This is a genomic window from Virgibacillus senegalensis (assembly GCF_000821245.2).
GTDB classification, from domain to species: domain Bacteria; phylum Bacillota; class Bacilli; order Bacillales; family Amphibacillaceae; genus Sediminibacillus; species Sediminibacillus senegalensis.
Map to the genome: position 1 here is coordinate 281,922 of NZ_LN611425.1, position 19,428 is coordinate 301,349.

22 protein-coding genes and 1 pseudogene are annotated in these 19,428 nt (G+C 41.6%); 14 read left to right on the plus strand and 9 right to left on the minus strand.

All coding sequences use genetic code 11. From position 1 onward, the window contains the following. Positions 1-25: 25 nt before the first annotated feature. Entirely contained in the window at positions 26-718 is a 693-nt protein-coding gene (gene mtnN, locus BN1067_RS12035; RefSeq protein ID WP_053219087.1) for a 5'-methylthioadenosine/S-adenosylhomocysteine nucleosidase, read from the plus strand. A 94-nt stretch (positions 719-812) separates the two neighbouring features. After that, the gene (locus tag BN1067_RS12040; RefSeq protein ID WP_053219088.1) at positions 813-1,052 is read left to right on the plus strand and encodes a YrhC family protein; all 240 of its coding nucleotides are present in this window, start codon (positions 813-815) and stop codon (positions 1,050-1,052) included. A gap of 255 nt (positions 1,053-1,307) precedes the next feature. Here the strand turns inward: BN1067_RS12040 and sigK are convergent, their stop codons facing one another. Then, positions 1,308-2,012: an RNA polymerase sporulation sigma factor SigK gene (gene sigK, locus BN1067_RS12045; protein WP_053219089.1), complete on the minus strand. Its 705-nt coding sequence runs from the start codon at positions 2,010-2,012 to the stop codon at positions 1,308-1,310. Between the two features lie 668 nt (positions 2,013-2,680). Between sigK and BN1067_RS12050 the strand changes: the two are divergent. Next, positions 2,681-3,398, plus strand: a pseudogene (locus BN1067_RS12050) (IS1595 family transposase); the annotation flags it as partial. 599 nt (positions 3,399-3,997) lie between these two features. Here BN1067_RS12050 and mnhG read toward each other — a convergent pair. From mnhG to sda, 7 genes are all read right to left on the minus strand, one after another. Next, positions 3,998-4,381 carry a monovalent cation/H(+) antiporter subunit G gene (gene mnhG / locus BN1067_RS12060; RefSeq protein ID WP_234400695.1) on the minus strand — a complete coding sequence of 128 codons (384 nt, stop codon included), beginning with the start codon at positions 4,379-4,381 and terminating at the stop codon, positions 3,998-4,000. Further along, complete coding sequence (locus BN1067_RS12065) at positions 4,362-4,583, minus strand: Na(+)/H(+) antiporter subunit F1 (RefSeq protein ID WP_407701380.1); 222 nt, start codon at positions 4,581-4,583, stop codon at positions 4,362-4,364. The genes mnhG and BN1067_RS12065 overlap by 20 nt, the downstream gene beginning before the upstream one ends. A gap of 85 nt (positions 4,584-4,668) precedes the next feature. After that, positions 4,669-5,145: a Na+/H+ antiporter subunit E gene (locus tag BN1067_RS12070; protein ID WP_053219094.1), complete on the minus strand. Its 477-nt coding sequence runs from the start codon at positions 5,143-5,145 to the stop codon at positions 4,669-4,671. A gap of 6 nt (positions 5,146-5,151) precedes the next feature. After that, a complete protein-coding gene (locus BN1067_RS12075; RefSeq protein WP_053219095.1) occupies positions 5,152-6,633 on the minus strand; it encodes a Na+/H+ antiporter subunit D in 1,482 nt (493 codons plus the stop codon). After that, complete coding sequence (locus BN1067_RS12080) at positions 6,626-6,964, minus strand: Na(+)/H(+) antiporter subunit C (protein ID WP_053219096.1); 339 nt, start codon at positions 6,962-6,964, stop codon at positions 6,626-6,628. The genes BN1067_RS12075 and BN1067_RS12080 overlap by 8 nt, the downstream gene beginning before the upstream one ends. Before the next feature lies 1 nt (position 6,965). After that, positions 6,966-9,296, minus strand: coding sequence for a Na+/H+ antiporter subunit A (locus tag BN1067_RS12085; protein ID WP_053219097.1), 2,331 nt, complete (start codon positions 9,294-9,296; stop codon positions 6,966-6,968). A 280-nt stretch (positions 9,297-9,576) separates the two neighbouring features. After that, positions 9,577-9,717 carry a sporulation histidine kinase inhibitor Sda gene (gene sda, locus BN1067_RS12090; RefSeq protein ID WP_026569877.1) on the minus strand — a complete coding sequence of 47 codons (141 nt, stop codon included), beginning with the start codon at positions 9,715-9,717 and terminating at the stop codon, positions 9,577-9,579. A gap of 396 nt (positions 9,718-10,113) precedes the next feature. On the opposite strand from sda, the gene BN1067_RS12095 reads away from it, so the two are divergent. From BN1067_RS12095 to BN1067_RS12130, 8 genes are read left to right on the plus strand one after another with little or no spacing between them, the layout of a single operon-like run. Next, positions 10,114-10,632 carry a YqeG family HAD IIIA-type phosphatase gene (locus BN1067_RS12095; RefSeq protein ID WP_053219174.1) on the plus strand — a complete coding sequence of 173 codons (519 nt, stop codon included), beginning with the start codon at positions 10,114-10,116 and terminating at the stop codon, positions 10,630-10,632. Between the two features lies 1 nt (position 10,633). Next, positions 10,634-11,734 (plus strand): ribosome biogenesis GTPase YqeH, encoded by a 1,101-nt coding sequence (yqeH, locus tag BN1067_RS12100; RefSeq protein WP_053219098.1) that lies wholly within the window; start codon positions 10,634-10,636, stop codon positions 11,732-11,734. 11 nt (positions 11,735-11,745) lie between these two features. Beyond that, a complete protein-coding gene (gene aroE / locus BN1067_RS12105) occupies positions 11,746-12,585 on the plus strand; it encodes a shikimate dehydrogenase (RefSeq protein ID WP_053219099.1) in 840 nt (279 codons plus the stop codon). Position 12,586: 1 nt separating this feature from the next. After that, positions 12,587-12,877: a ribosome assembly RNA-binding protein YhbY gene (gene yhbY / locus BN1067_RS12110; protein WP_053219100.1), complete on the plus strand. Its 291-nt coding sequence runs from the start codon at positions 12,587-12,589 to the stop codon at positions 12,875-12,877. A gap of 11 nt (positions 12,878-12,888) precedes the next feature. After that, positions 12,889-13,458 (plus strand): nicotinate-nucleotide adenylyltransferase, encoded by a 570-nt coding sequence (locus tag BN1067_RS12115; RefSeq protein ID WP_053219101.1) that lies wholly within the window; start codon positions 12,889-12,891, stop codon positions 13,456-13,458. After that, positions 13,445-14,041: a bis(5'-nucleosyl)-tetraphosphatase (symmetrical) YqeK gene (gene yqeK / locus BN1067_RS12120; RefSeq protein WP_053219102.1), complete on the plus strand. Its 597-nt coding sequence runs from the start codon at positions 13,445-13,447 to the stop codon at positions 14,039-14,041. The genes BN1067_RS12115 and yqeK overlap by 14 nt, the downstream gene beginning before the upstream one ends. Continuing rightward, positions 14,034-14,381 carry a ribosome silencing factor gene (gene rsfS, locus BN1067_RS12125; protein WP_053219103.1) on the plus strand — a complete coding sequence of 116 codons (348 nt, stop codon included), beginning with the start codon at positions 14,034-14,036 and terminating at the stop codon, positions 14,379-14,381. Before yqeK ends, rsfS begins: the two co-directional genes overlap by 8 nt. Then, entirely contained in the window at positions 14,381-15,136 is a 756-nt protein-coding gene (locus BN1067_RS12130) for a class I SAM-dependent DNA methyltransferase (RefSeq protein WP_053219104.1), read from the plus strand. Before rsfS ends, BN1067_RS12130 begins: the two co-directional genes overlap by 1 nt. 130 nt (positions 15,137-15,266) lie before the next feature. Here the strand turns inward: BN1067_RS12130 and comER are convergent, their stop codons facing one another. Continuing rightward, complete coding sequence (gene comER, locus BN1067_RS12135; RefSeq protein WP_053219105.1) at positions 15,267-16,091, minus strand: late competence protein ComER; 825 nt, start codon at positions 16,089-16,091, stop codon at positions 15,267-15,269. Positions 16,092-16,179: 88 nt separating this feature from the next. Between comER and BN1067_RS12140 the strand changes: the two genes are divergently transcribed. The 3 genes from BN1067_RS12140 (at position 16,180) to BN1067_RS12150 (ending at position 19,408) form a co-directional block, all read left to right on the plus strand. Beyond that, entirely contained in the window at positions 16,180-16,785 is a 606-nt protein-coding gene (locus BN1067_RS12140; protein ID WP_053219106.1) for a helix-hairpin-helix domain-containing protein, read from the plus strand. Positions 16,786-16,849: 64 nt separating this feature from the next. Further along, positions 16,850-17,413: a ComE operon protein 2 gene (locus BN1067_RS12145; RefSeq protein WP_053219107.1), complete on the plus strand. Its 564-nt coding sequence runs from the start codon at positions 16,850-16,852 to the stop codon at positions 17,411-17,413. Positions 17,414-17,476: 63 nt separating this feature from the next. Next, entirely contained in the window at positions 17,477-19,408 is a 1,932-nt protein-coding gene (locus tag BN1067_RS12150; RefSeq protein WP_456119741.1) for a DNA internalization-related competence protein ComEC/Rec2, read from the plus strand. Positions 19,409-19,428: the final 20 nt, after the last annotated feature.

A 19,428-nucleotide genomic window follows, 5' to 3' on the forward strand; every position in this document is an offset into this window, starting at 1 on the left:
AAATATCGTTACAGGAGGCTGCAAAATGACAATTGCAATCATCGGAGCAATGGATGAAGAAGTTAAACTATTAAAGAGTAGAATGGAAGGGACCAATACAGTGGAGGTAGCCGGATGCTCCTTTGTGAAAGGGAGTTTAAAAAACCGGGAAGTTGTCCTGCTTCAATCAGGAATAGGTAAAGTGAACGCAGCAATGGCTGCTACAATCCTCCATGAAAGATTTGCTCCAACCCATGTGGTCAATACAGGATCTGCCGGTGGATTTGATCAGGAGCTGGAAGTAGGAGATATCGTCATTTCCTCTTTTGTTACTCATCATGATGTAGATGTTACTGCATTCGATTATCAATATGGACAAGTTCCAGGAATGCCTGTGCAATTTGAAGCGGACAGTCACTTAGTAAAATTAGCTTTGGAAGCAGCAAATGGACTCGATAGTATCCAAGCAAAAAAAGGATTGATTGCAACCGGTGATTCTTTTATGCAAGATGAAGATAGGGTAGCTGCTGTCAGGGAAAGATTTCCTGAGATGATTGCGGCTGAAATGGAAGCTGCTGCGATTGCCCAGGTAGCACACAACTATCAGGTTCCTTTTGTCGTCATTCGAGCATTATCCGACATAGCTGGAAAAGAATCTTCTGTTTCCTTTGATGCTTTTCTAGAAAAAGCAGCGGAAAATGCTGCAAACTTGATCATCGATATAGTAGAAAAGATTTAAATGTTTCCATCAATTACCTTCCTGGCAAACTGTCAATCTATGTTATAGTACGAATAGAATCCGTTTGTTCTTTATAGGAAGGAGGAAATAGCAAGTGAAGCAGCAAAAAGCTAAACTTATCGAGGAAAAGATAGAAGATTTCGGCCGTTTTTTGGTAACGCTGTTGATGCTTAGCGCTTTTTTCTATTTAGGAATGGTAATTAATTATTACCTTGAGCCAATTGAAAGTGGCGGTCTATTACCAGCTTTATTGGTCGTTACTGTCCTGGCATCCGGATGGATTGCCGTTTTGTTGAAAAAGTGGAGGCAGCAATTAAATGGTTTAACAGATTAAAATACTGATAATAAAAACCGCATGGAAATCTAGCCAAAAAGCTAGTGATGAACCATGCGGTTTTTTCATTCGTGTTACTGGTTTTAATTAGATTCTATAAGAGGGAATAAGTGTATTTTTTGCTTACTTTCCAAATCCACCTCACGACAAGGGACAACACAACATTTTTTGTGGCAGCAAGTGGATAAAAAAGCTATTTAGAGCTGATTAGAGCATAGCAGAGGATAAAAGCCCAGACTCCTCCGGGAGAACTCTTTAATTGTCTCTTTCCTGTCGGTAATATTCATGAAACACTTTCATTAATGCACGTTTTTCAATTCTGGACACATAGCTTCGAGAGATTTTCAGCTTTTTGGCAATTTCCCGCTGTGTTAATTCCTTCGTGTTGTTAAGACCATATCGATTTATGACTACTTCTTTTTCTCTTTCATCGAGTATTCCCAGGTACTCTTTAATTTTTTCCACTTCCATATTTAATTGGATGTATTCGATTAAATCTTCATTTTCGGCTTCTAAAATGTCAATCAGACTAATTTCATTTCCCTCTTTATCCTGCCCGATTGGATCATGTAGCGATACATCTTTTTTTGTTTTTTTCAGTGCTCTTAAATGCATAAGTATTTCGTTTTCAATACATCTTGCTGCATATGTGGCCAACTTGGTTCCTTTTCCGACAGAAAAACTTTCAATTCCTTTGATTAATCCAATGGTGCCGATAGAAATCAAATCTTCCGTGTCTTCCCCAGTGTTTTCGAACTTTTTTACAATGTGTGCGACCAAGCGCAAATTATGTTCGATTAGCATATCTCTGGCGTGCTGGTCGCCTTCTTGCATTTTTTCGATGTACAGTGCTTCTTCTTTTGCTGAAAGGGGTTGGGGAAAAGCGTGGTTTTTAACATAGGAGACAAAGAACAATGTTTCCTTGATGAGGTAAGCCAATGCGCTTAATATACCCGACAAAAACAAGCACCTCCGATTAGTGGGCTATCGCCTATATCTTCACTCTATGTGCGGTAGGTGGAAATTGTGCCTGTCTGCTGTTGAAACATTTATTAAACTGCCTTGCATATGAAAACAGGGTACAAAGCGGGCATTTTTAAAATGCTCCCAAAAGCAATTTGGAAGCGTGATGGTTAAAAGCCACTATGATATTTTCGTGATGATGCGTTCTATAGGATGGAAATGATGGAATAGCCTTGCAATGAAAATACGAAAAGGGTAATTACGGCACAAAAAATTGAAACTGTGCAGTAACTGTAATAGGAATTTCCATTGCCTGTTAAAAAAGGTGGTAAACCAACGCTTCGGTAGCATACTTCGCTTTCCGCGGGCACGGCTTCAGCTAACTTAGAAAACCGCTTTCCCAAGTGGATCTTCAGCTCGCACTTTCCCGCAGGAGCTTGATGCATCAACTTTTTTGGAGGGAGTCTGCGTATGCTCCCTGCACTAAGAAGCATGCTGAATGTCGCAAGCGTAGAAACTTTTTCCTTGAGACTCAACAAGCTATCTTAAAAACGGTTGTCAGGAAATAAGTTCTTCTATTTATAAGGCTCTGTTAAAGCTAATTGTTGATATTTGATAAAAACGAACAAACGTTCTATAATGTGGTTATCAAATATAAGTTGGTGATGACTGTGAGAGCAAGCGACATCCTTAAAGCCATTCAAAAACTTAACCCAGCCGAAAAGCACCGTTTAAGAGAGTATTTAATTGATGCTCTTACTGCCTCATCTTCAACTGGAACGTACTGCAAGAAATTTCAGAACGTAAGAACAAGGAGGGTTATCGTTGTCCTGATTGTGAGTCAGACCATGTTGTGTGATTTTGGAAATACTCCACTATCGTGGATGGTCAAGAAGTGAAGAAACAGCGTTATCGCTGCAAATCGTGTAAAAGAACATTCACTGACCTCACCAATACAGCATTAGACCGAACACGTCATCTCAACCATTGGATAAAATTCATCGAATGTATGATAGAGGGTTATTCTCTTCGTAAAACAGTGGATTTGATTGGCAACGTAACTCATGTGACCTTATTCTATTGGAGACATAAACTATTAACTGCATTAAAACAAATGGAAATATCCAAATTTCAAGGTATCGTCGAGATGGACGAGACCTATTTCCTGTACTCTGAAAAAGGGAAAAAAAGATAAAAGACAGAAAGCCATGCAAGCGAGGTGGGTCCGCGAAAAAGCATGGCATAAGTAATGAACAGGTACGTGTATTGGTCACGAGAGACCGTGACAAAGTGACCTTTTCCCAGACGTTGGGAATGGGTAGAATGACCAAAGAACAATTGGGCAAAGCTATCGGGCATAAACTTTCAAATGAAAGGATAATTATGATTTAGACAGAGTTCTCATTATCAATAATGAGGGTAAGGTTATTTTAGAGAGAGAAAACGCTAACGAAGTCACGATGAATGATATGATAATCAAAGAGGATTTAATCCCAAATATGGAAATATCTGATACTTTAACAGAGCCTTTCATAAAAAAGACAGTGGGGGTTTCGTCTTTTCTCCTTCTCTTAGACTTTCTGCTTGTTCTCCCAGCTATGTCTTTTGATAAGATGGTTCATGGAGTACCAAGTGAATTCAAAAAATGTTTAGTACCCTCGTTTATAAACAGGGAGCCGTTCCTAGCGAAGAAAATACCTGGAGACTCCAGCGGGAGGAAAGGCATCGGTGAGATTCCACAGAGCGTCAGTTCGAGGAAGCTCACCAGCCGCCCGCGGAAAGCGCAGGGTATTTTCGCAGCGTCGAACTCCCACTCAGCGAATGTAAGAAGTTAGAAAGACAATTTCTAACCATGTCGTAATTTCTATTTATGGCGAATCAGGAGAACGAGGCTTTGTTGGAGATCCGGTAAATGAAAAAATCATCAGCATCTTATTTACTGCTGATGATTTCTTCATAACTCTGAGTATTTTGTCTTTACACTATTTCATATGGTCTGGATTTTCTTTAGCTCTGATTGCTTCGGTGTAATCATCCCGCACTTTGTCTCCCCACGGCTTAACGCCGCTGCGATGCGCTGCCCGGGAAATCATATGCCCTGATACAGGAACCGTCAGCAATACAAACAACAATCCCAAAATCAACTTTCCGCTTAATATTCCATGTTCCACATAAAGAAACAGAAATGCGCCGATCATGATTCCGGCAATCCCTAATGTGGATGCTTTTGTCGCTGCGTGCATCCTTGTATAGACATCGGGAAAGCGCAGCAGCCCGATGGATGTAGAAAAGATGAAGAACGTTCCTACTAGCAGGAATATGGAAATGAGAATATCCATCAAAATATCAATGCTGGTCCCTGTCAATGATAACACCCTTTTCTATGAATTTTGCCAATGCAATCGTCCCAATAAATAGTAAGATACCAATCAACAGTACAATATCATTCAATTTAGTCGTGACAAGCAATATGGCAATCAAACCTACCAAAGCCATTAAATTGATTCCGATAGCGTCCAGGGCGACAGCCCGGTCAGGATTTGTCGGTCCTTTAATTGCCCGAACCATCAACAGGATTAGGGAAATGGAGGTAGCTACCAAACAAATATACGTGACAACTTCTGTAATGTAGTAAAAGTCTGTAGATGTCATATTATCTAGTCACCTCCATTATGGCTCTTTCAAAGCTGTCTTTTATTTCCTTGATGGATTTCTGTGTGTCTTCAATGTGCATAGCGTGAACATAAATGAGACTGTTATCATCAGAAACGGCGATCGACAGTGTTCCCGGTGTCAGAGAAATCAAGTTGGCAAGCAAGGTTATTTCCCAATCACTTTTCAATTCAGTCGGAAGTGCAAATATTCCCGGTTTAATATCCAACTTTGGTTTGTAGACCAGTTTGACAATTTGAAGATTGGATAAAATTAGTTCTTTGGTGAATAAAATCATTAATTTGATTACTTTCACAACCCGCTGCATATAAAAGGCATCCGGAATAAAACGCTGCAGTACAAGCAACAACAGGATACCAATTAAATATCCAGCAAAAAAAGTAGAGAAAGTGTAGTCCTCACTCATGAACATCCACATTACCGCAATCAAAATGTTTAATAAAATTTGAAAAGGCATATAGGTTTACTCCTTAAAAACAGAATCGATATAGATTTCCGGGTTCATCAACTGATTGGATATATTATCTACTACCGGATAAAACATTTCTGCTCCGATTCCCAGTAATACGGTGAAAAATACCAGGAAAGCGACCGGCCAGCTCAGAGCGTTGACGGCTTTTTTATCGACCGTAATGCTTTCGTCTTTTTCACCCCAGAAACCTCTTACAAATATTTTCATAATCGATAATAAAATCAAAAGACTTGATAATAAACCGATGATCACCACGATGATCTGTCCTTTTGCGAAACCTCCCTGCATAATCAGCAACTTACCGATAAATCCGCTGAACGGCGGAACCCCGGCCAGGACAAACGCGGAAATGAACAGTAGCCAGCCAAGAAGGGGAAACTGATGGATCAGCCCTTTCATTTTGCGCAAATCTGAGGTGCCGACTTCACGGGCAACAGCACCTACCAATAAAAACAGTGCTGCTTTGATGATCATGTCACTAACCATATAATAGACAGATCCACTCAGAGCTGTTTCGTTATAGAAACCGATCCCCATGACCATAAAGCCAACCGCAGGAATGATGTTGTAGGCAACCACCAATTTGATGTTGTTAGTCGACAACGCACCAATTGCACCGAAAACCAATGTGAAACCAGCTATCCAAATAAATAAATCATGTGTCAATGAAGTGTTATGAACGAACACCAGAGTAAACATCCGGATGATCGAGTAAACACCTACCTTTGTCAAAAGGGCGGCAAATAGGGCGGATACAACTGGATCCGGAACTGTGTAAGGCTTGGGCAGCCAATAATATAGCGGAAACAAAGCAGCTTTTGTTGCGAATACAAAGAATAACAATATACCGATTGTTGTCAGGATTCCTTGTTGTTCCACCTCTTGGACTCTTTGAGCCATTTGTGCCATGTTGACTGTACCCAGCACCGAATAGAGAAAAGCGATTGTCGTGACGAAAACAATGGAAGAAAATAGATTAACCAGAACGTATTTAATGGACTCACGTAATTGGACTTTTTCGCCACCTAATGTAATCAATGCATAGGAAGCCATCAAGAGCACTTCAAAAAACACGAACAGGTTAAATAAGTCACCAGTCAGGAATGCTCCTGACACACCTGTGATCAGCAAAAAGAAAAACGTGTAAAAGTAGAACTTTTCCTTCTTCTCTGAAAGAGAGTTGGGTGCATAAAAGACACAGGCAAGGCCGATAAGGTTTGTAGTCAATACAAGGGTGACAGCCAGCAAGTCTGCAACCAGGACAATGCCATACGGAGCTTCCCATCCACCCGTTTCCAATGTAACCGTCCCATGTTGAAATACATAGAAAAAAACGTATGCAGCAACGCCTGTACTGATCACCGACAGCAGTTTAGCTGCATGGCGTACAAACGATGTTTTTTTATGAAAGAATGCTAACAAAATCCCGGAAACAAGCGGGATGATGATTGGAAGTACTGCTAAGTTACTCATCATGGTTACCCCTCAATTTTTCCATATTATCTGTATTGTTTTCTTGCGCTGCCCGGTAAGATAACACCAGCAGCAGACTAGTCAAACCGAAACTGATTACGATAGAAGTAAGAATCAGCGCCTGTGGAAGCGGGTCAGTATATTCACTAATACCCGTTTCCAAAACGGGAGGAGCGCCTCGTTTCAATTTCCCCATGGTTAAAATGAACAAGTGGGCTCCGTTGGAAAGAATAACTGTGCCGATTACGATTCGAAGCAGCTGCTTTTGCAGTAAATTATAAATTCCTGCCGCAAATAAAATTCCGGCAACAATCGACATGATGATTTCCAATTTATTTTCCCTCCTTGCTGCGAAGCTTTATCAAGCTGTAGATACTGAACGCGGCAATGCCCAACACGGTGATTTCAAACAGTGTATCCAGTCCGCGCATGTCAACGAGAATCACGTTTACTACGTTGTCTCCACCACCGAGATCATGCGAGGTTTCCAGAAAGTAGTCTGAAATGGTATCGAACCATTTGCTACTATGCGCAGAGATACCAACTAAGGCCATCAAGGCACCAAAGCCGATAGCGATCACCGCATTTGTAAGGCGGAATCCTGCTCCTTCCTTCCTCCGGCTTAACTGCGGCAAATGATGGAAGCAAAGCAGCAGCAAAGCGACCGTTATGGTTTCGATTACCAACTGGGTCAAGGCAAGATCAGGCGCACGGTAAAAGACAAACAGCAATGCCTGGCCATACCCCGATACACCGAGAATGATAATGGCAGCTACATTGTCCTTGGCGAGAATGGTACCGAGTGCACCTGCAATTACCATTATTCCCACGAGGATTTCAGGCAACGTAATCGGAGCCAGGTCGTCGGTATGAAAGGTGAAACCATTGGTTCCGGCCATTACAAGTGCTGTTACAATGAGAACAGTAGAAATAATAAGTGCTGTATATCTGCGCAGCGAACCATTCATATATCCTTTGGTCAGTTTTGCCGTATATACATCTAATCCTTCCATTGTGGCATTATATACCCGGTTAAAACTCAGATTTCCTGGGATAAGTTTATAAATATTCCACCACTTTTTCCGGAATAGATACATTAAGGTCCCTACTGCCACCACAATTAAAGACATGTAGAACGCAGGTGTCAGACCATGCCAGTAAGCGATGTGCTCATGGACTTCCTCTCCGCTAATCGCTTTGGCAGCATGCGCGAGAAGGGTCTCATTGAATAAATGAGGAAACAGCCCGATAAAGATTACGCCGAACACAAGAATGATAGGGGATACCAGCATTCCAATGGGTGCCTCGTGCGGTTTCATTGGCAGCTGATCCAATTTCTGTTTTCCGGTAAATGTCCCGAATAAGAAATACATAGAGTAAACAAAGGTAAAAATGCTTCCGAATACTGCGAGATACGGAATCGCCTGTTTCATTACAGTAGCAATTAATAGCGTCGTATCGCCAATATGGAGCGTATTTTCAAAAAATAATTCTTTACTATAGAACCCATTTAAAAAAGGCAATGGAACACCGGCCATCGAAAGTGCAGCAAACATTGCCAGGGTAGCTGAAATCGGCATCAGCGTCATCAATCCCCCGAGTTTGCGGATATCCCGTGTGCCTGATTCGTGGTCGATGATTCCAGCTATCATAAATAAGCTTCCCTTGAAAGTTGCATGGTTCAAAATATGAAAAACAGCTGCGAAAACAGCGGCTTCCGTTCCAAAGCCGAGCATGGCCATGATCATACCAAGCTGACTGACTGTTGAAAAAGCAAGGATTCCTTTTAAGTCTGTCTGTCTTACGGCCATGTAGGAAGCCCAGCACAGCGTTAAAATACCGATTCCACTCACTATAATAAAGAACCATTCATAATTGTGGAAGATTGGTGAAAACCGGGCTACAAGATAAATTCCCGCTTTTACCATTGTAGCGGAGTGGAGATACGCACTGACAGGTGTCGGTGCCTCCATGGCATCAGGCAGCCAAATATGAAAGGGAAATTGAGCCGATTTGGTAAAAGCACCTAGTAGAAGCAATACAAGTATTAATGGAAGATATTCGCTTGATAGAATAACATCTACATTGCTGATCATTTGCTGTACACTAGTCGTGCCGGTTGTAATATGTAAAAGCATAAAGGCACCAAGCATGCTCAATCCGCCGAACACTGTGATCATCATGGATTTCATGGCTCCATATCTCGATCCTTCACGATGGTTCCAATACCCGATTAATAAGAAGGAAGAAATGGATGTCAGCTCCCAAAACGTGTACAGAACATATACATTATCAGATAATACAACCCCTAACATCGCTGTCATGAACATTAACAGGTACACATAAAAGTGTGCCAGCTTCTCGGACTTATGTAAGTAAAAGATAGAGTACAAAGTCACCAGGGCACCAATGCCGCTGATTAACAGTACAAACAATAAACTTAACCCATCCAAGTAAAAGTCAAGTGAGATTCCCATCGAAGGGATCCATGAGTAGTGTTCCATCTCCGGGGAAAAACCTTCTCCCAAAAAACGGGCAAAAAAAATGAATATTCCAAGAGGTATGAAAAATACAAAGATTCCAGTATGGATTTTATCTTTGTATTTACTCAATAGAGGAATGAAAATTGTCAAGATTAATGGTAATAAAACTGCGAATAGCATGAAATAGTGGTCCTCCTTTAGTGATCTTATTCACAGGGAAATGTATCAGATGAAAAATAAAGCTGTGTACATACGCTACAAAGCGCATACTTAACTAACATTTTAAGCAGAATCAACAGTAATATTCAACTAAATGCAATTGCAGCAATGGTACTGATAAGCGAAAACATCCATAATCTCATTTTAGCGAAAATAAAAAACTCTTGCCATGAAAAAACATGACAAGAGTTTGACAATTTCTCAGTAACATCCATTTAATATAATTAGAAAACGGAACTGCTTAGCTGGAGTATTTAATCTCATGTGTTAGGGATCTTCTTTGAATTTCCGCTTCTATTAAATGAATGAATTCATTGCTTAAATTCAGTTCATTCGCTTTGTGATAGGATTCAATTAACAATTCGTCCGATAAATGTTCCATAAGGCTGCTCCTCCTGTATTGGAAGTTTCCCATCAATACATTATCAAGGAATGAATGTCTGGCTTGAAGTTATTAATACTTTATCATGAATGCAGGGGTTGGACAAGTTGCAAGTTATTAACAGTTAGTTGTATATAACTTGTTAATAAATTGTTAATACCAAGTGAAATATTTGATTTGATGGGAAGTGAGTTGTTAATAAAGTTATCCACAGCAAAAATGGTGGTGGAATTTGTCGAAAGAAAGTTTGTATTTTTGCTGAATACGTACATATATGCCAATATGGAAAGAAATAAACCAATTTAAAAATATCTTTTGAAACCGAAAGATAAAATGTATATCATGAGTAAGGAGTGTAGAGAACGGTTATACATAAAATGAGGTGACTAGCAGTTGATTCTAAAGAGATTCTTACCAAATGAACAAGTAAAAAGCGTGTTGGAAATCCGTCCGGAAGATTTGAAGGCCAGAGGGATAAAAGGGATTATAACAGATCTTGACAATACGTTGGTGGCTTGGGATGTAGCTATGGCTACCCCGGAAGTCACCGCATGGTTCAAATTGATGACAGATCACGAAATCAAAATTACTATTATTTCCAATAATAAAGAAGAAAGAGTAAAATTATTTTCAGAACCGTTAAATGCTCCGTTTGTTTATGGTGCGAGAAAACCGCTGGGACAAGCTTTCAAGAAAGCCACCAAGCAGATGGGATTGGAAAGGGATGAAATTGTCGTAATCGGAGATCAGATTATGACCGATGTACTAGGTGGAAACAGTGCTGGATTTTATACCATCCTTGTTGTGCCGATCGTGGAAACGGATGGAAAGCTGACTAAGATCAACCGGAAAATAGAACGGCGGATATTGGGCTGGATGAGAAAAAAAGGGATGATCACTTGGGAGGAAGAATAAGATGGAAAAAATAATCTGCCAAGGGTGCGGAGCTTATATTCAAACAGAAGAGGAAGAGAAGCCGGGATATGCCCCGAAATCGGCTTTAGATAAGGAAATTGTTATATGCAAACGCTGCTTCCGTTTAAAGCATTACAATGAAGTGCAAGATGTATCACTTACGGATGACGATTTCCTGAAAATGATAAGTGAAATCAGGAATACCAACGCACTGATTGTTCAAGTGGTCGATATTTTTGATTTCAACGGTAGCTTTATCAGCAGTCTGCAGAGGCTTACCGGGAATAACCCGATCCTGCTTGTTGGTAATAAAGTGGATTTGCTGCCGAAGTCTACCAATAAAAACAAACTGAAGCAATGGCTGCAACGATCGGCAAAGGAAGAAGGCCTACCCGTAAAGGATGTCATGCTTGTATCTGCCGAAAAAGGAATCGGCTTTGAAGAATTAGAAGGTGCTATCGATGAGTACCGGGATGGCAGGGATGTTTATATTGTCGGCAGTACGAATGTAGGGAAATCGACGCTGATAAATAAATTGATCAATCGAACCAGTGGAATCAGTGACGCTATTACAACGTCCTACTTTCCAGGAACTACACTGGGATTTATCGATATACCGTTGGATGACCATACTTCGTTGTTCGATACACCTGGAGTCATAAATAGAAAGCAGATGGCTCATTATTTATCAGATGAAGACTTGAAAGTAATCACGCCTACGAAAGAAATAAAACCGCGTGTGTTCCAGTTAAATGAACAGCAGACCCTCTTTTTCGGCGGGCTTGCGCGATTTGATTTCCACAAGGGGGGAAGGAAGTCCTTTGTCTGTTACTTTGCCAATCAACTGAATATTCATCGTACCAAATTGGAGAATGCCGAAAACCTCTACTGGCGCCACATCGGAGAGATGCTGTCACCGCCAGGCGAACAGTCGACTGACATGCTACCGCCGCTGGAGAAAAAAACAATGAAAATAACAGAAGGAAAAACGGATATTGTGTTCCCTGGACTAGGCTGGATCACCATCCCTGAAGGCGATGTGACCGTGACGGTTTACAGTCCTAAAGGAGTAACTATCTCCGTTCGTCCTTCATTGATTTAGGGGGAGAACGAATGGGATATCAACTAGGTTTGATTGGTTACCCGGTTCAGCATTCTTTATCGCCATTTATCCATCACCAGTTTATGGAGAACGCTGATATCCAGGGGGAGTACCAGTTGTACGAAACGGAACCGGAACAACTTGAAAAACGTTTGGACCAATTAACAGAAGCAGGTATTTCGGGCTTCAATGTGACGGTGCCGTATAAGCAAGCCGTCATGCCTTTTTTGGAGGAAGTAGATCAGGAAGCACTTAAAATCGGAGCAGTAAATACGGTGGTCAACGATAACGGCACGCTCAAAGGATACAATACAGATGGAATCGGTTATATAAGATCTCTGGAAGAAGCCTGTCCAGACGTACTTGGCGAGGATAAAAAAATTCTTATCCTTGGAGCTGGTGGGGCTGCACGCGGTATTTACCGGGCACTTGCAAAGCACGGGATCCGATATATTAGTATTGCGAACAGAACAAAGTCTAAAGCTGAAGGACTGCTTGATTTAAAGGATTTACATACACAAACGGAAATCCTTTCCAATTCCGAAGCAGAAGATGCACTGGGCAATTATGACTTAGTCGTGCATACTACTTCTGTTGGGATGTCTCCCAAACAAGATGATCAAGTTATTTCATTAAATAATTTAAAGCCACATACAGTGGTTAGTGACATCGTTTATAAGCCATTAAACACCAAACTGTTGCGGCAGGCTGAACGTATGGGTGCCAGATCCCATCAGGGACATACGATGCTGCTTTATCAAGCCCAGTATGCTTTTGAAATTTGGACAGGAACCCATCCGAGCATGGACGGATTGGTCGAACAATTAGAACAAAGATTGCGAGGAAATTAATATGTTGACAGGAAAGCAAAAACGTTATTTAAGAGCTGAGGCACACCATCTCAGTCCTATCTTTCAGGTGGGGAAGACTGGAGTTAATGAGAACATGATCAAGCAGGTAGGAGAAGCTTTGGAAAAAAGGGAACTAATCAAAGTGAGCATCCTGCAAAACTGCATGGAAGATAAAGGGGACGTTGCTGAGGATTTGGCAAATGGCGCAAAAGCTGAAATCGTGCAAATAATCGGAAACATTATTGTCCTTTATAAGGAATCCGAAGAGAATAAACAATTGATATTGCCTTAAAGGAGCTAGTTATGAAGAAAATTGGTTTATTAGGGGGGACATTTGATCCTCCTCATTTAGGACATTTGCTGATAGCTGAAGAAGTCTATCAGGCATTGCAGTTAGACCAAGTATGGTTTGTCCCATCCAATTTACCGCCTCATAAACAGCATTCTGGTACAAAAGCAGTCGATCGTCTGGAGATGGTCGAAGCTGCCATCGAGGATAATCCCCATTTCCGCGTTGAGCCGATTGAATTGGAGCGGGAAGGGAAGTCCTACACGGTGGACACGGTGCAGTTACTGCAGGAGCGTGAGCCCGACACGTTTTTTTATTTCATCATAGGTGCAGATATGGTGGAATATCTGCCAAAGTGGCACAGGATCGATGAACTGGCCCAAATGGTTCATTTTGTTGGAGTCAAGCGTACTGACTATCAGCTGGAAACACCGTACCCTGTCGAAGAGGTAGAAATTCCAGGGATAGATGTATCTTCTACCATGATCAGGGAAAGGTTGGCCGAAAAGCAACCTGCAAAATATTTAGTGCCAGATAAGGTGATGAATAAGATAAAGGAGCATTCTTTATATGGAACGGAGTGAAGCATTAGGCATTGTGGAACCCCATCTGACAAAAGCGCGATTTGAGCATACTGTCAGGGTAACAGACACGGCTTTGGAATTGGCAAATAAGTATGGGGGTAAATTAAAAACGGTGGAATTAGCGGCGATTTTTCACGATTACGCTAAATACCGCAATCGAGAGGAATTACGCAGCTGGATTATTCACGAACCAACATTACCAAAGGATTTATTGGAATACCATCATGAGTTATGGCATGGTCCGGTAGGTGCTCTGCTCGTTCAAAGGGAAGTGGGCATACAGGATAAGGAAGTCTTAACTCCGATCCGCTGGCATACAACCGGAAAAACCGGAATGAACAAGCTGGAAAAACTGGTCTTTCTTGCCGATTACATCGAACCGGGGCGCCATTTCCCTGGAGTAGATGACGTACGCAAGGCTGCCGAAGAAAATTTGGATTATGCTTGCTGGATGGTTTCAAAAAATACGATTCATTATTTAATGAGTAAAAATCAACGGATTTATCCGGATACTTTTCATGCATATAATGATTTAACCAAGTTGTTGGAGGATAATAAATGGAGGGAATCAATTAATGGATAGTAAACAATTGGCCCAGTTAGCGGCTAAAGCGTGCGAGGATAAAAAAGGACAGGATATCGTCGTATTGGATATGAAGGATGTTTCGCTTATTGCCGACTACTTTCTAATTTGCGAAGGCAGCAATGAACGTCAAGTCCAGGCCATTGCAAGAGCTATAAAGGAAGCCGCGGAAGAAAGAGAATTGACGGTAAAACGACTCGAAGGATTCGATCAGGCAAGGTGGATATTAGTGGATTTAGAAGATGTCGTTTGTCATATTTTCCATAAAGAAGAGAGAAGCTATTATAATCTGGAGCGTTTGTGGGGAGATGCTCCTTTAGTCGAAACAGGAATAAATTAATGTCATATGCACAGCTTGCATTTGTATATGATTTGCTGATGGAAGATGCCCCATATGAAGAATGGACGACCTTTGCCAAAACAATGTTTTCCACTTATTCCAAATCCGTACACACCATCGCAGATTTAGGCTGCGGTACCGGCCAGATTACCAGGCGTCTCTCACATGCTGGCTATCAAATGACTGGCATAGATAATTCAGAAGAGATGTTGGCTTATGCACGACATGCTGCCGAAGATATAGATGAAAAGATACAATGGTACCACGCGGACTTGACGGAGCTTAGCGGTTTTCCGCAATTTGATGCAGCGGTGAGTTTTTGTGATGTCATCAATTATATAACAGATGAACAGTCTCTTTACAAAGTATTTGCCAATGTGAATCAGTTGCTTGTTCCTCAAGGGTTGTTCCTATTTGATATCCACTCGGTAGAGCATATCGAGAACGATATGAAGGGGGAGACATTCGCGGAAATTTACGATGATATATCCTATGTATGGCTTTGCCAGCCAGGGGATCATCAGGGTGAGGTTTTCCATGATTTGACTTTTTTCATTCAACAGGAAGATAATCGGTATCAACGCTTCGATGAACAACACCACCAACGGACTTTTCCAGTAGAACAGTATACGAAACTGCTTAGAGCAACAGGGTTTCATGTTCGTGGCGTTTTTGGAGATTTTTCGGCTGATTCCCTGTATGACCGACAGGCGGAAAGAATTTTCTTTGTATGCATAAAAGAGGAGGAGGTGTAATTACCTCCCCAGCTTGTAGGGAAACATGAAGTTTTTCTGCAAGCTTTTTTTGCAAATTCCCTATGTCAAAAAAACTTAGGGAAAAATCCTTTGAGAAAAAGGATTTTGGCAGGAACTGTCGAATGTATGATTAACCCTCCAGCATTTGATAACTTATCTTTTCGATGTCCTCTTGGTATTTTGCGTGCGTCCTCCTAATCAAATCACTAAATAGACGACCGGTTTCTCCTTCAAGTGCCTTAATTCCTTCTCCTGTTACTCCGCCTTTGACACATACCTTTTTTACCAGTGTTGGCAAATCGTAATGACCTTCCTCCAATAGTTTGCCATATCCAATCAACATATTTTCCATCAAACTTGTTGCCTCTGACCTGTTGATGCTGGTTTCGCGGCAGGCGGCTTCGATGAATTCCTGAGCCAAGTAACTGAAAAAGGCAGGTCCACAAGAAACGATATCAGAGGCTATTCTTGTTACTTTCTCATCAATTACCTGCGGATTGGAAAATAGCTTGCTGCTTTGGAGCAGGTATCCTTTCATTTCTTTATGAACCGATTCCCCAAAACTGAACAAAGTAGTACCTGAGAGAGCCCGGTTAGTAATACTAGGGATCATCCGGACTACTTGGCAAGGCACCAGCTGTTCCAATCGTTTCACGGAGTAAGGACTGGTAATGGAAATAAGACACTGGTCACTTGTCAATTCACTGTGTATTTCAGCGAGAATTGGATAGATTTCCACCGGCCTTGCGCAAATAAAAAGTATGTCTGCAAAAGTAGTCAGGTCTTTTTTGTCTTCTATGACATGAATGCCGGGATAAACGGACTGTATAGCATAGGCTTTGCTGATCGTTCGGTTGGTTATATAAAGTTGATCCTGATCGATAACACCAGAGGACATCCATGCATCGACAAGGATTTGCCCCATGTTTCCCGTGCCAATAACTCCCCATTTCATTTCATCAACTCCCTGCCTAGTTTACCAATCTATTGTATGAGCGAACTGACTGTCCTATGAGCTTTTGTTAAGAAGGAGGGAAAATAAATTGGAAAAAGTCAAGAAACATTCCCAAATCATTCTACTCATTATCTGCGGGCTCGTCCTGGCTGCTATTTATTTGCTAAGCGATCCATTGACAGCGGAGGAGGGCCATTCACTGTCTACTACTGAGGAAGTGCTTGTGTCTGCTGAAGGAAATGGGGAAGAGCAACCGGATCAGAGCCAGGAAACAGAGGTTTATGTGGATATTAAAGGCCAAGTGAAAAATCCTGGAGTATACCAGTTATCTGCTGACAAGAGGGTAAGGGATGCCATTGAATTGGCTGGTGGTTTTCTGGAAGAAGCGGAGTCCAAAGCGGTTAACTTAGCCCAGAGAGTTCAGGACGAACAGGTAATTATGGTTCCTGCCAAAGGAGAACAACAGACCGATTCGATGTCTGTAGCCGGGAATAATGCAAATCAAATTTCGATTAACAATGCTAATGCGTCGGAATTGACACAGCTCCCGGGAATCGGGCCATCCAAGGCGGAAGCGATTGTTCAGCATCGGGAAGAAAACGGAAGTTACCGTCAAATAGAGGATCTGCTCGATGTGACAGGCATTGGAGAAAAAACGTTGGAAAAAATAGCGCCGTCCATTCAAGTTCCATAAAGTGTTGACGGGAAATATTGCTGGGGTTAAACTAAATGAAACTGTGGTTAAGGTGGTTATAAAGTTGGAAAGAATATCCTGGAATCAATATTTTATGGCACAGAGTCATCTGCTCGCATTACGCAGTACTTGTCAACGTTTGATGGTGGGGGCCACTATTGTCCGAGATAAACGAATTATAGCCGGGGGATACAATGGCAGTGTTTCAGGCGGTGTCCACTGTATTGATGAAGGCTGTTATGTAATAGATGGCCATTGCGTCCGAACGGTTCATGCCGAAATAAATGCTCTTTTACAGTGTGCGAAATTTGGAGTAGCTACAGATGGTGCGGAGCTTTACGTTACTCATTTTCCTTGTCTTCAGTGCAGCAAATCGATTATCCAGAGCGGAATCCGCAAAGTTTATTATGCAGAGGATTATAAAAATCATCCGTATGCATTAGAGCTTTTCCAAGATGCCGGGGTGCAAACAGAAAAGGTGAAGCTGGAACAAGTGGCTGTCGATATTCGTGTGCAAGAAAAAAAGCAGTATGTCGATCAATTGTTGGACGAGCTGGAGGAATCTGGAAAAGATGAACGGGAACTGACAGCTTTTAAGCAGGAAGCCGAGCAGTTGTTCCGTGTGTAGTATGGTTAACAAGGTTTGGATGGGGAAGCGGTGAAGGGAAATTGGCATTTGATTGCCTTTGCTATGCTGGCAAGTTCCTTATCCGCTTTCTATCAACTTTGGTTATTGTCGTTCCTTTATCTATTCTGGCTTGTACTGCTTTTTCTGATAAAACGATTGACCGCTTGGCAGGCTGCTATCATTATATTTTCCCTTATCTTGTTTACCGGATTTTTTGCTTTTGTCCAGGAGACAACTCCTCCACCCAAGTCTGCTCAAGAATTCCTGCAAGGAAAAATCGCTGGCTCCGTTCTATACACTTCGGAAAAAATCACGTTCACTATAGAAGACAGTAATACTGGTCTAAGAAGTCTTGTTACTTATTTTAAAGAAGATCGAAAACAGTCTTCCGATACTGCTTTCAAGCAATTACGAAGGGGGGCACATTGCCGTATAAAAGGGCAGCAGGAGACCCCGCCACAAGCTACCAATCCGGGTGAATTTGATTATAGCCGCTATTTGAAATCCCGGTCCATTTCCTACCAAATGATTGTCCATTCACCAGACGATTTCTACTGTCAAGGTTTTTCCTTCCTCCATTACGTAGACAAAGCCCGTTCTTATTTAATCAAAACAAACAATTCTCAAATCAGTTCTTTTTCGGCTGCCTGGTTAAATGCACTCTTGATAGGGGAAGATACGCAGCTTCCGGATGAGCAATTGGATAGGTTCCGAAAGTGGGGGATTTCCCACTTGCTTGCGATATCTGGTTTACATGTTGGCCTGATAATCGCCCTTTTTTATTTTCTTGCTGTGAAAACGGGATGGCTCACGAGAGAGTCAATCCAATCTTGTATAATGGTGTTCCTGCCTCTTTATGCGGTTTTGGCTGGTGGAGCCCCTTCCGTATGGCGTGCCGCTTTATTAGCTATTTTCCTCCTAATCGGTAATAGGCTCAAACTTAACCTCTCCCTTACTGATTGTCTTAGCCTCGTTTTTATCGGTTTGATGATTGGGGATCCCCGTCTCATCTTGCAAATAGGCTTTCAATTTTCCTACCTCGTCACTTTTGGTTTACTACTTTCCAAACAAATTCTGGCCAAACCTTATTCTTGGCTATACACAAGCATGGCTGTCAGCCTCATTGCTCAGCTGACCATTCTCCCGGTTCAGCTAGACAATTTTTATTTTTTTCAACCGCTTTCCGTCCTGGTCAATCTTTTAATCGTCCCTTATTTTACTGGATTTGTGATGCCTTGCCTGCTTACTTTGGAATTCTCCGTTCTCCTTTTTCCTCCGCTCGCCACTATGCTCGATACATTGTTTGTCCGGGTCCACAATCGATTCTTGCTGTTTCTGGAACATCTTGATCTAGGCTTCGATTATTCTTGGTTTACCGGGGATTTTCCAATGGTTATGTATTACCCTTACTTTTTTCTGCTGATTGTATTAATGGCAAATTTGGCTGACGAAAAGCGAATAAGGGCACTGATCTCCGGCCTGATGATCGTTGTTTTGCTTGTTGGAATATCTATTGTTCCATATACGAATCCTAACGGAAAGGTCACGATGCTTGATGTCGGACAAGGGGATTGTTTTGTTGTCGAGCTGCCGTACCGTAAAGGAGTTGTCGTAATCGATGCTGCTGGAAGTGCAGCCGCTGATTTTCATTCTCCTACAGATAAAATATATGAACAAGTAATCAAGCCTTATTTGCATTATAGAGGGATAACTACGCTGGACGCTTTATTTGTCACGCATGATGATTTAGACCACGATGGCAGTACTGCTTATTTATTGAAAGATTTTCAAGTGGAAAAGTTTTTTGTTAATCCATATTATACTGTAAATAGTCGGAACAAAAATGCTTTAGTTAAGAGGGAAATCAAGACGTTTCGGTTAGATGCCGGGCAATCGGTTACAGTTGGCGGACAAACATTTCATGTATTGTCTCCTTCTCAAGACAAACGGGACTCTAATGAAAATTCGCTTGTATTATTATCGNCCATTACGTAGACAAAGCCCGTTCTTATTTA

What these genes read in the sequence shown, in the direction of transcription:
- mtnN (WP_053219087.1), top strand. Translation starts at nt 26, where the DNA reads ATGACAATTGCAATCATCGGAGCAATGGATGAAGAAGTTAAACTATTA.
- BN1067_RS12065 (WP_407701380.1), bottom strand. Translation starts at nt 4,583, where the DNA reads ATGGTTCGGGCAATTAAAGGACCGACAAATCCTGACCGGGCTGTCGCC.
- BN1067_RS12070 (WP_053219094.1), bottom strand. Translation starts at nt 5,145, where the DNA reads ATGCCTTTTCAAATTTTATTAAACATTTTGATTGCGGTAATGTGGATG.
- BN1067_RS12075 (WP_053219095.1), bottom strand. Translation starts at nt 6,633, where the DNA reads ATGAGTAACTTAGCAGTACTTCCAATCATCATCCCGCTTGTTTCCGGG.
- BN1067_RS12085 (WP_053219097.1), bottom strand. Translation starts at nt 9,296, where the DNA reads ATGCTATTCGCAGTTTTATTACCATTAATCTTGACAATTTTCATTCCT.
- sda (WP_026569877.1), bottom strand. Translation starts at nt 9,717, where the DNA reads ATGGAACATTTATCGGACGAATTGTTAATTGAATCCTATCACAAAGCG.
- yqeH (WP_053219098.1), top strand. Translation starts at nt 10,634, where the DNA reads ATGGAAAAAATAATCTGCCAAGGGTGCGGAGCTTATATTCAAACAGAA.
- aroE (WP_053219099.1), top strand. Translation starts at nt 11,746, where the DNA reads ATGGGATATCAACTAGGTTTGATTGGTTACCCGGTTCAGCATTCTTTA.
- yhbY (WP_053219100.1), top strand. Translation starts at nt 12,587, where the DNA reads ATGTTGACAGGAAAGCAAAAACGTTATTTAAGAGCTGAGGCACACCAT.
- BN1067_RS12115 (WP_053219101.1), top strand. Translation starts at nt 12,889, where the DNA reads ATGAAGAAAATTGGTTTATTAGGGGGGACATTTGATCCTCCTCATTTA.
- yqeK (WP_053219102.1), top strand. Translation starts at nt 13,445, where the DNA reads ATGGAACGGAGTGAAGCATTAGGCATTGTGGAACCCCATCTGACAAAA.
- rsfS (WP_053219103.1), top strand. Translation starts at nt 14,034, where the DNA reads ATGGATAGTAAACAATTGGCCCAGTTAGCGGCTAAAGCGTGCGAGGAT.
- BN1067_RS12130 (WP_053219104.1), top strand. Translation starts at nt 14,381, where the DNA reads ATGTCATATGCACAGCTTGCATTTGTATATGATTTGCTGATGGAAGAT.
- comER (WP_053219105.1), bottom strand. Translation starts at nt 16,091, where the DNA reads ATGAAATGGGGAGTTATTGGCACGGGAAACATGGGGCAAATCCTTGTC.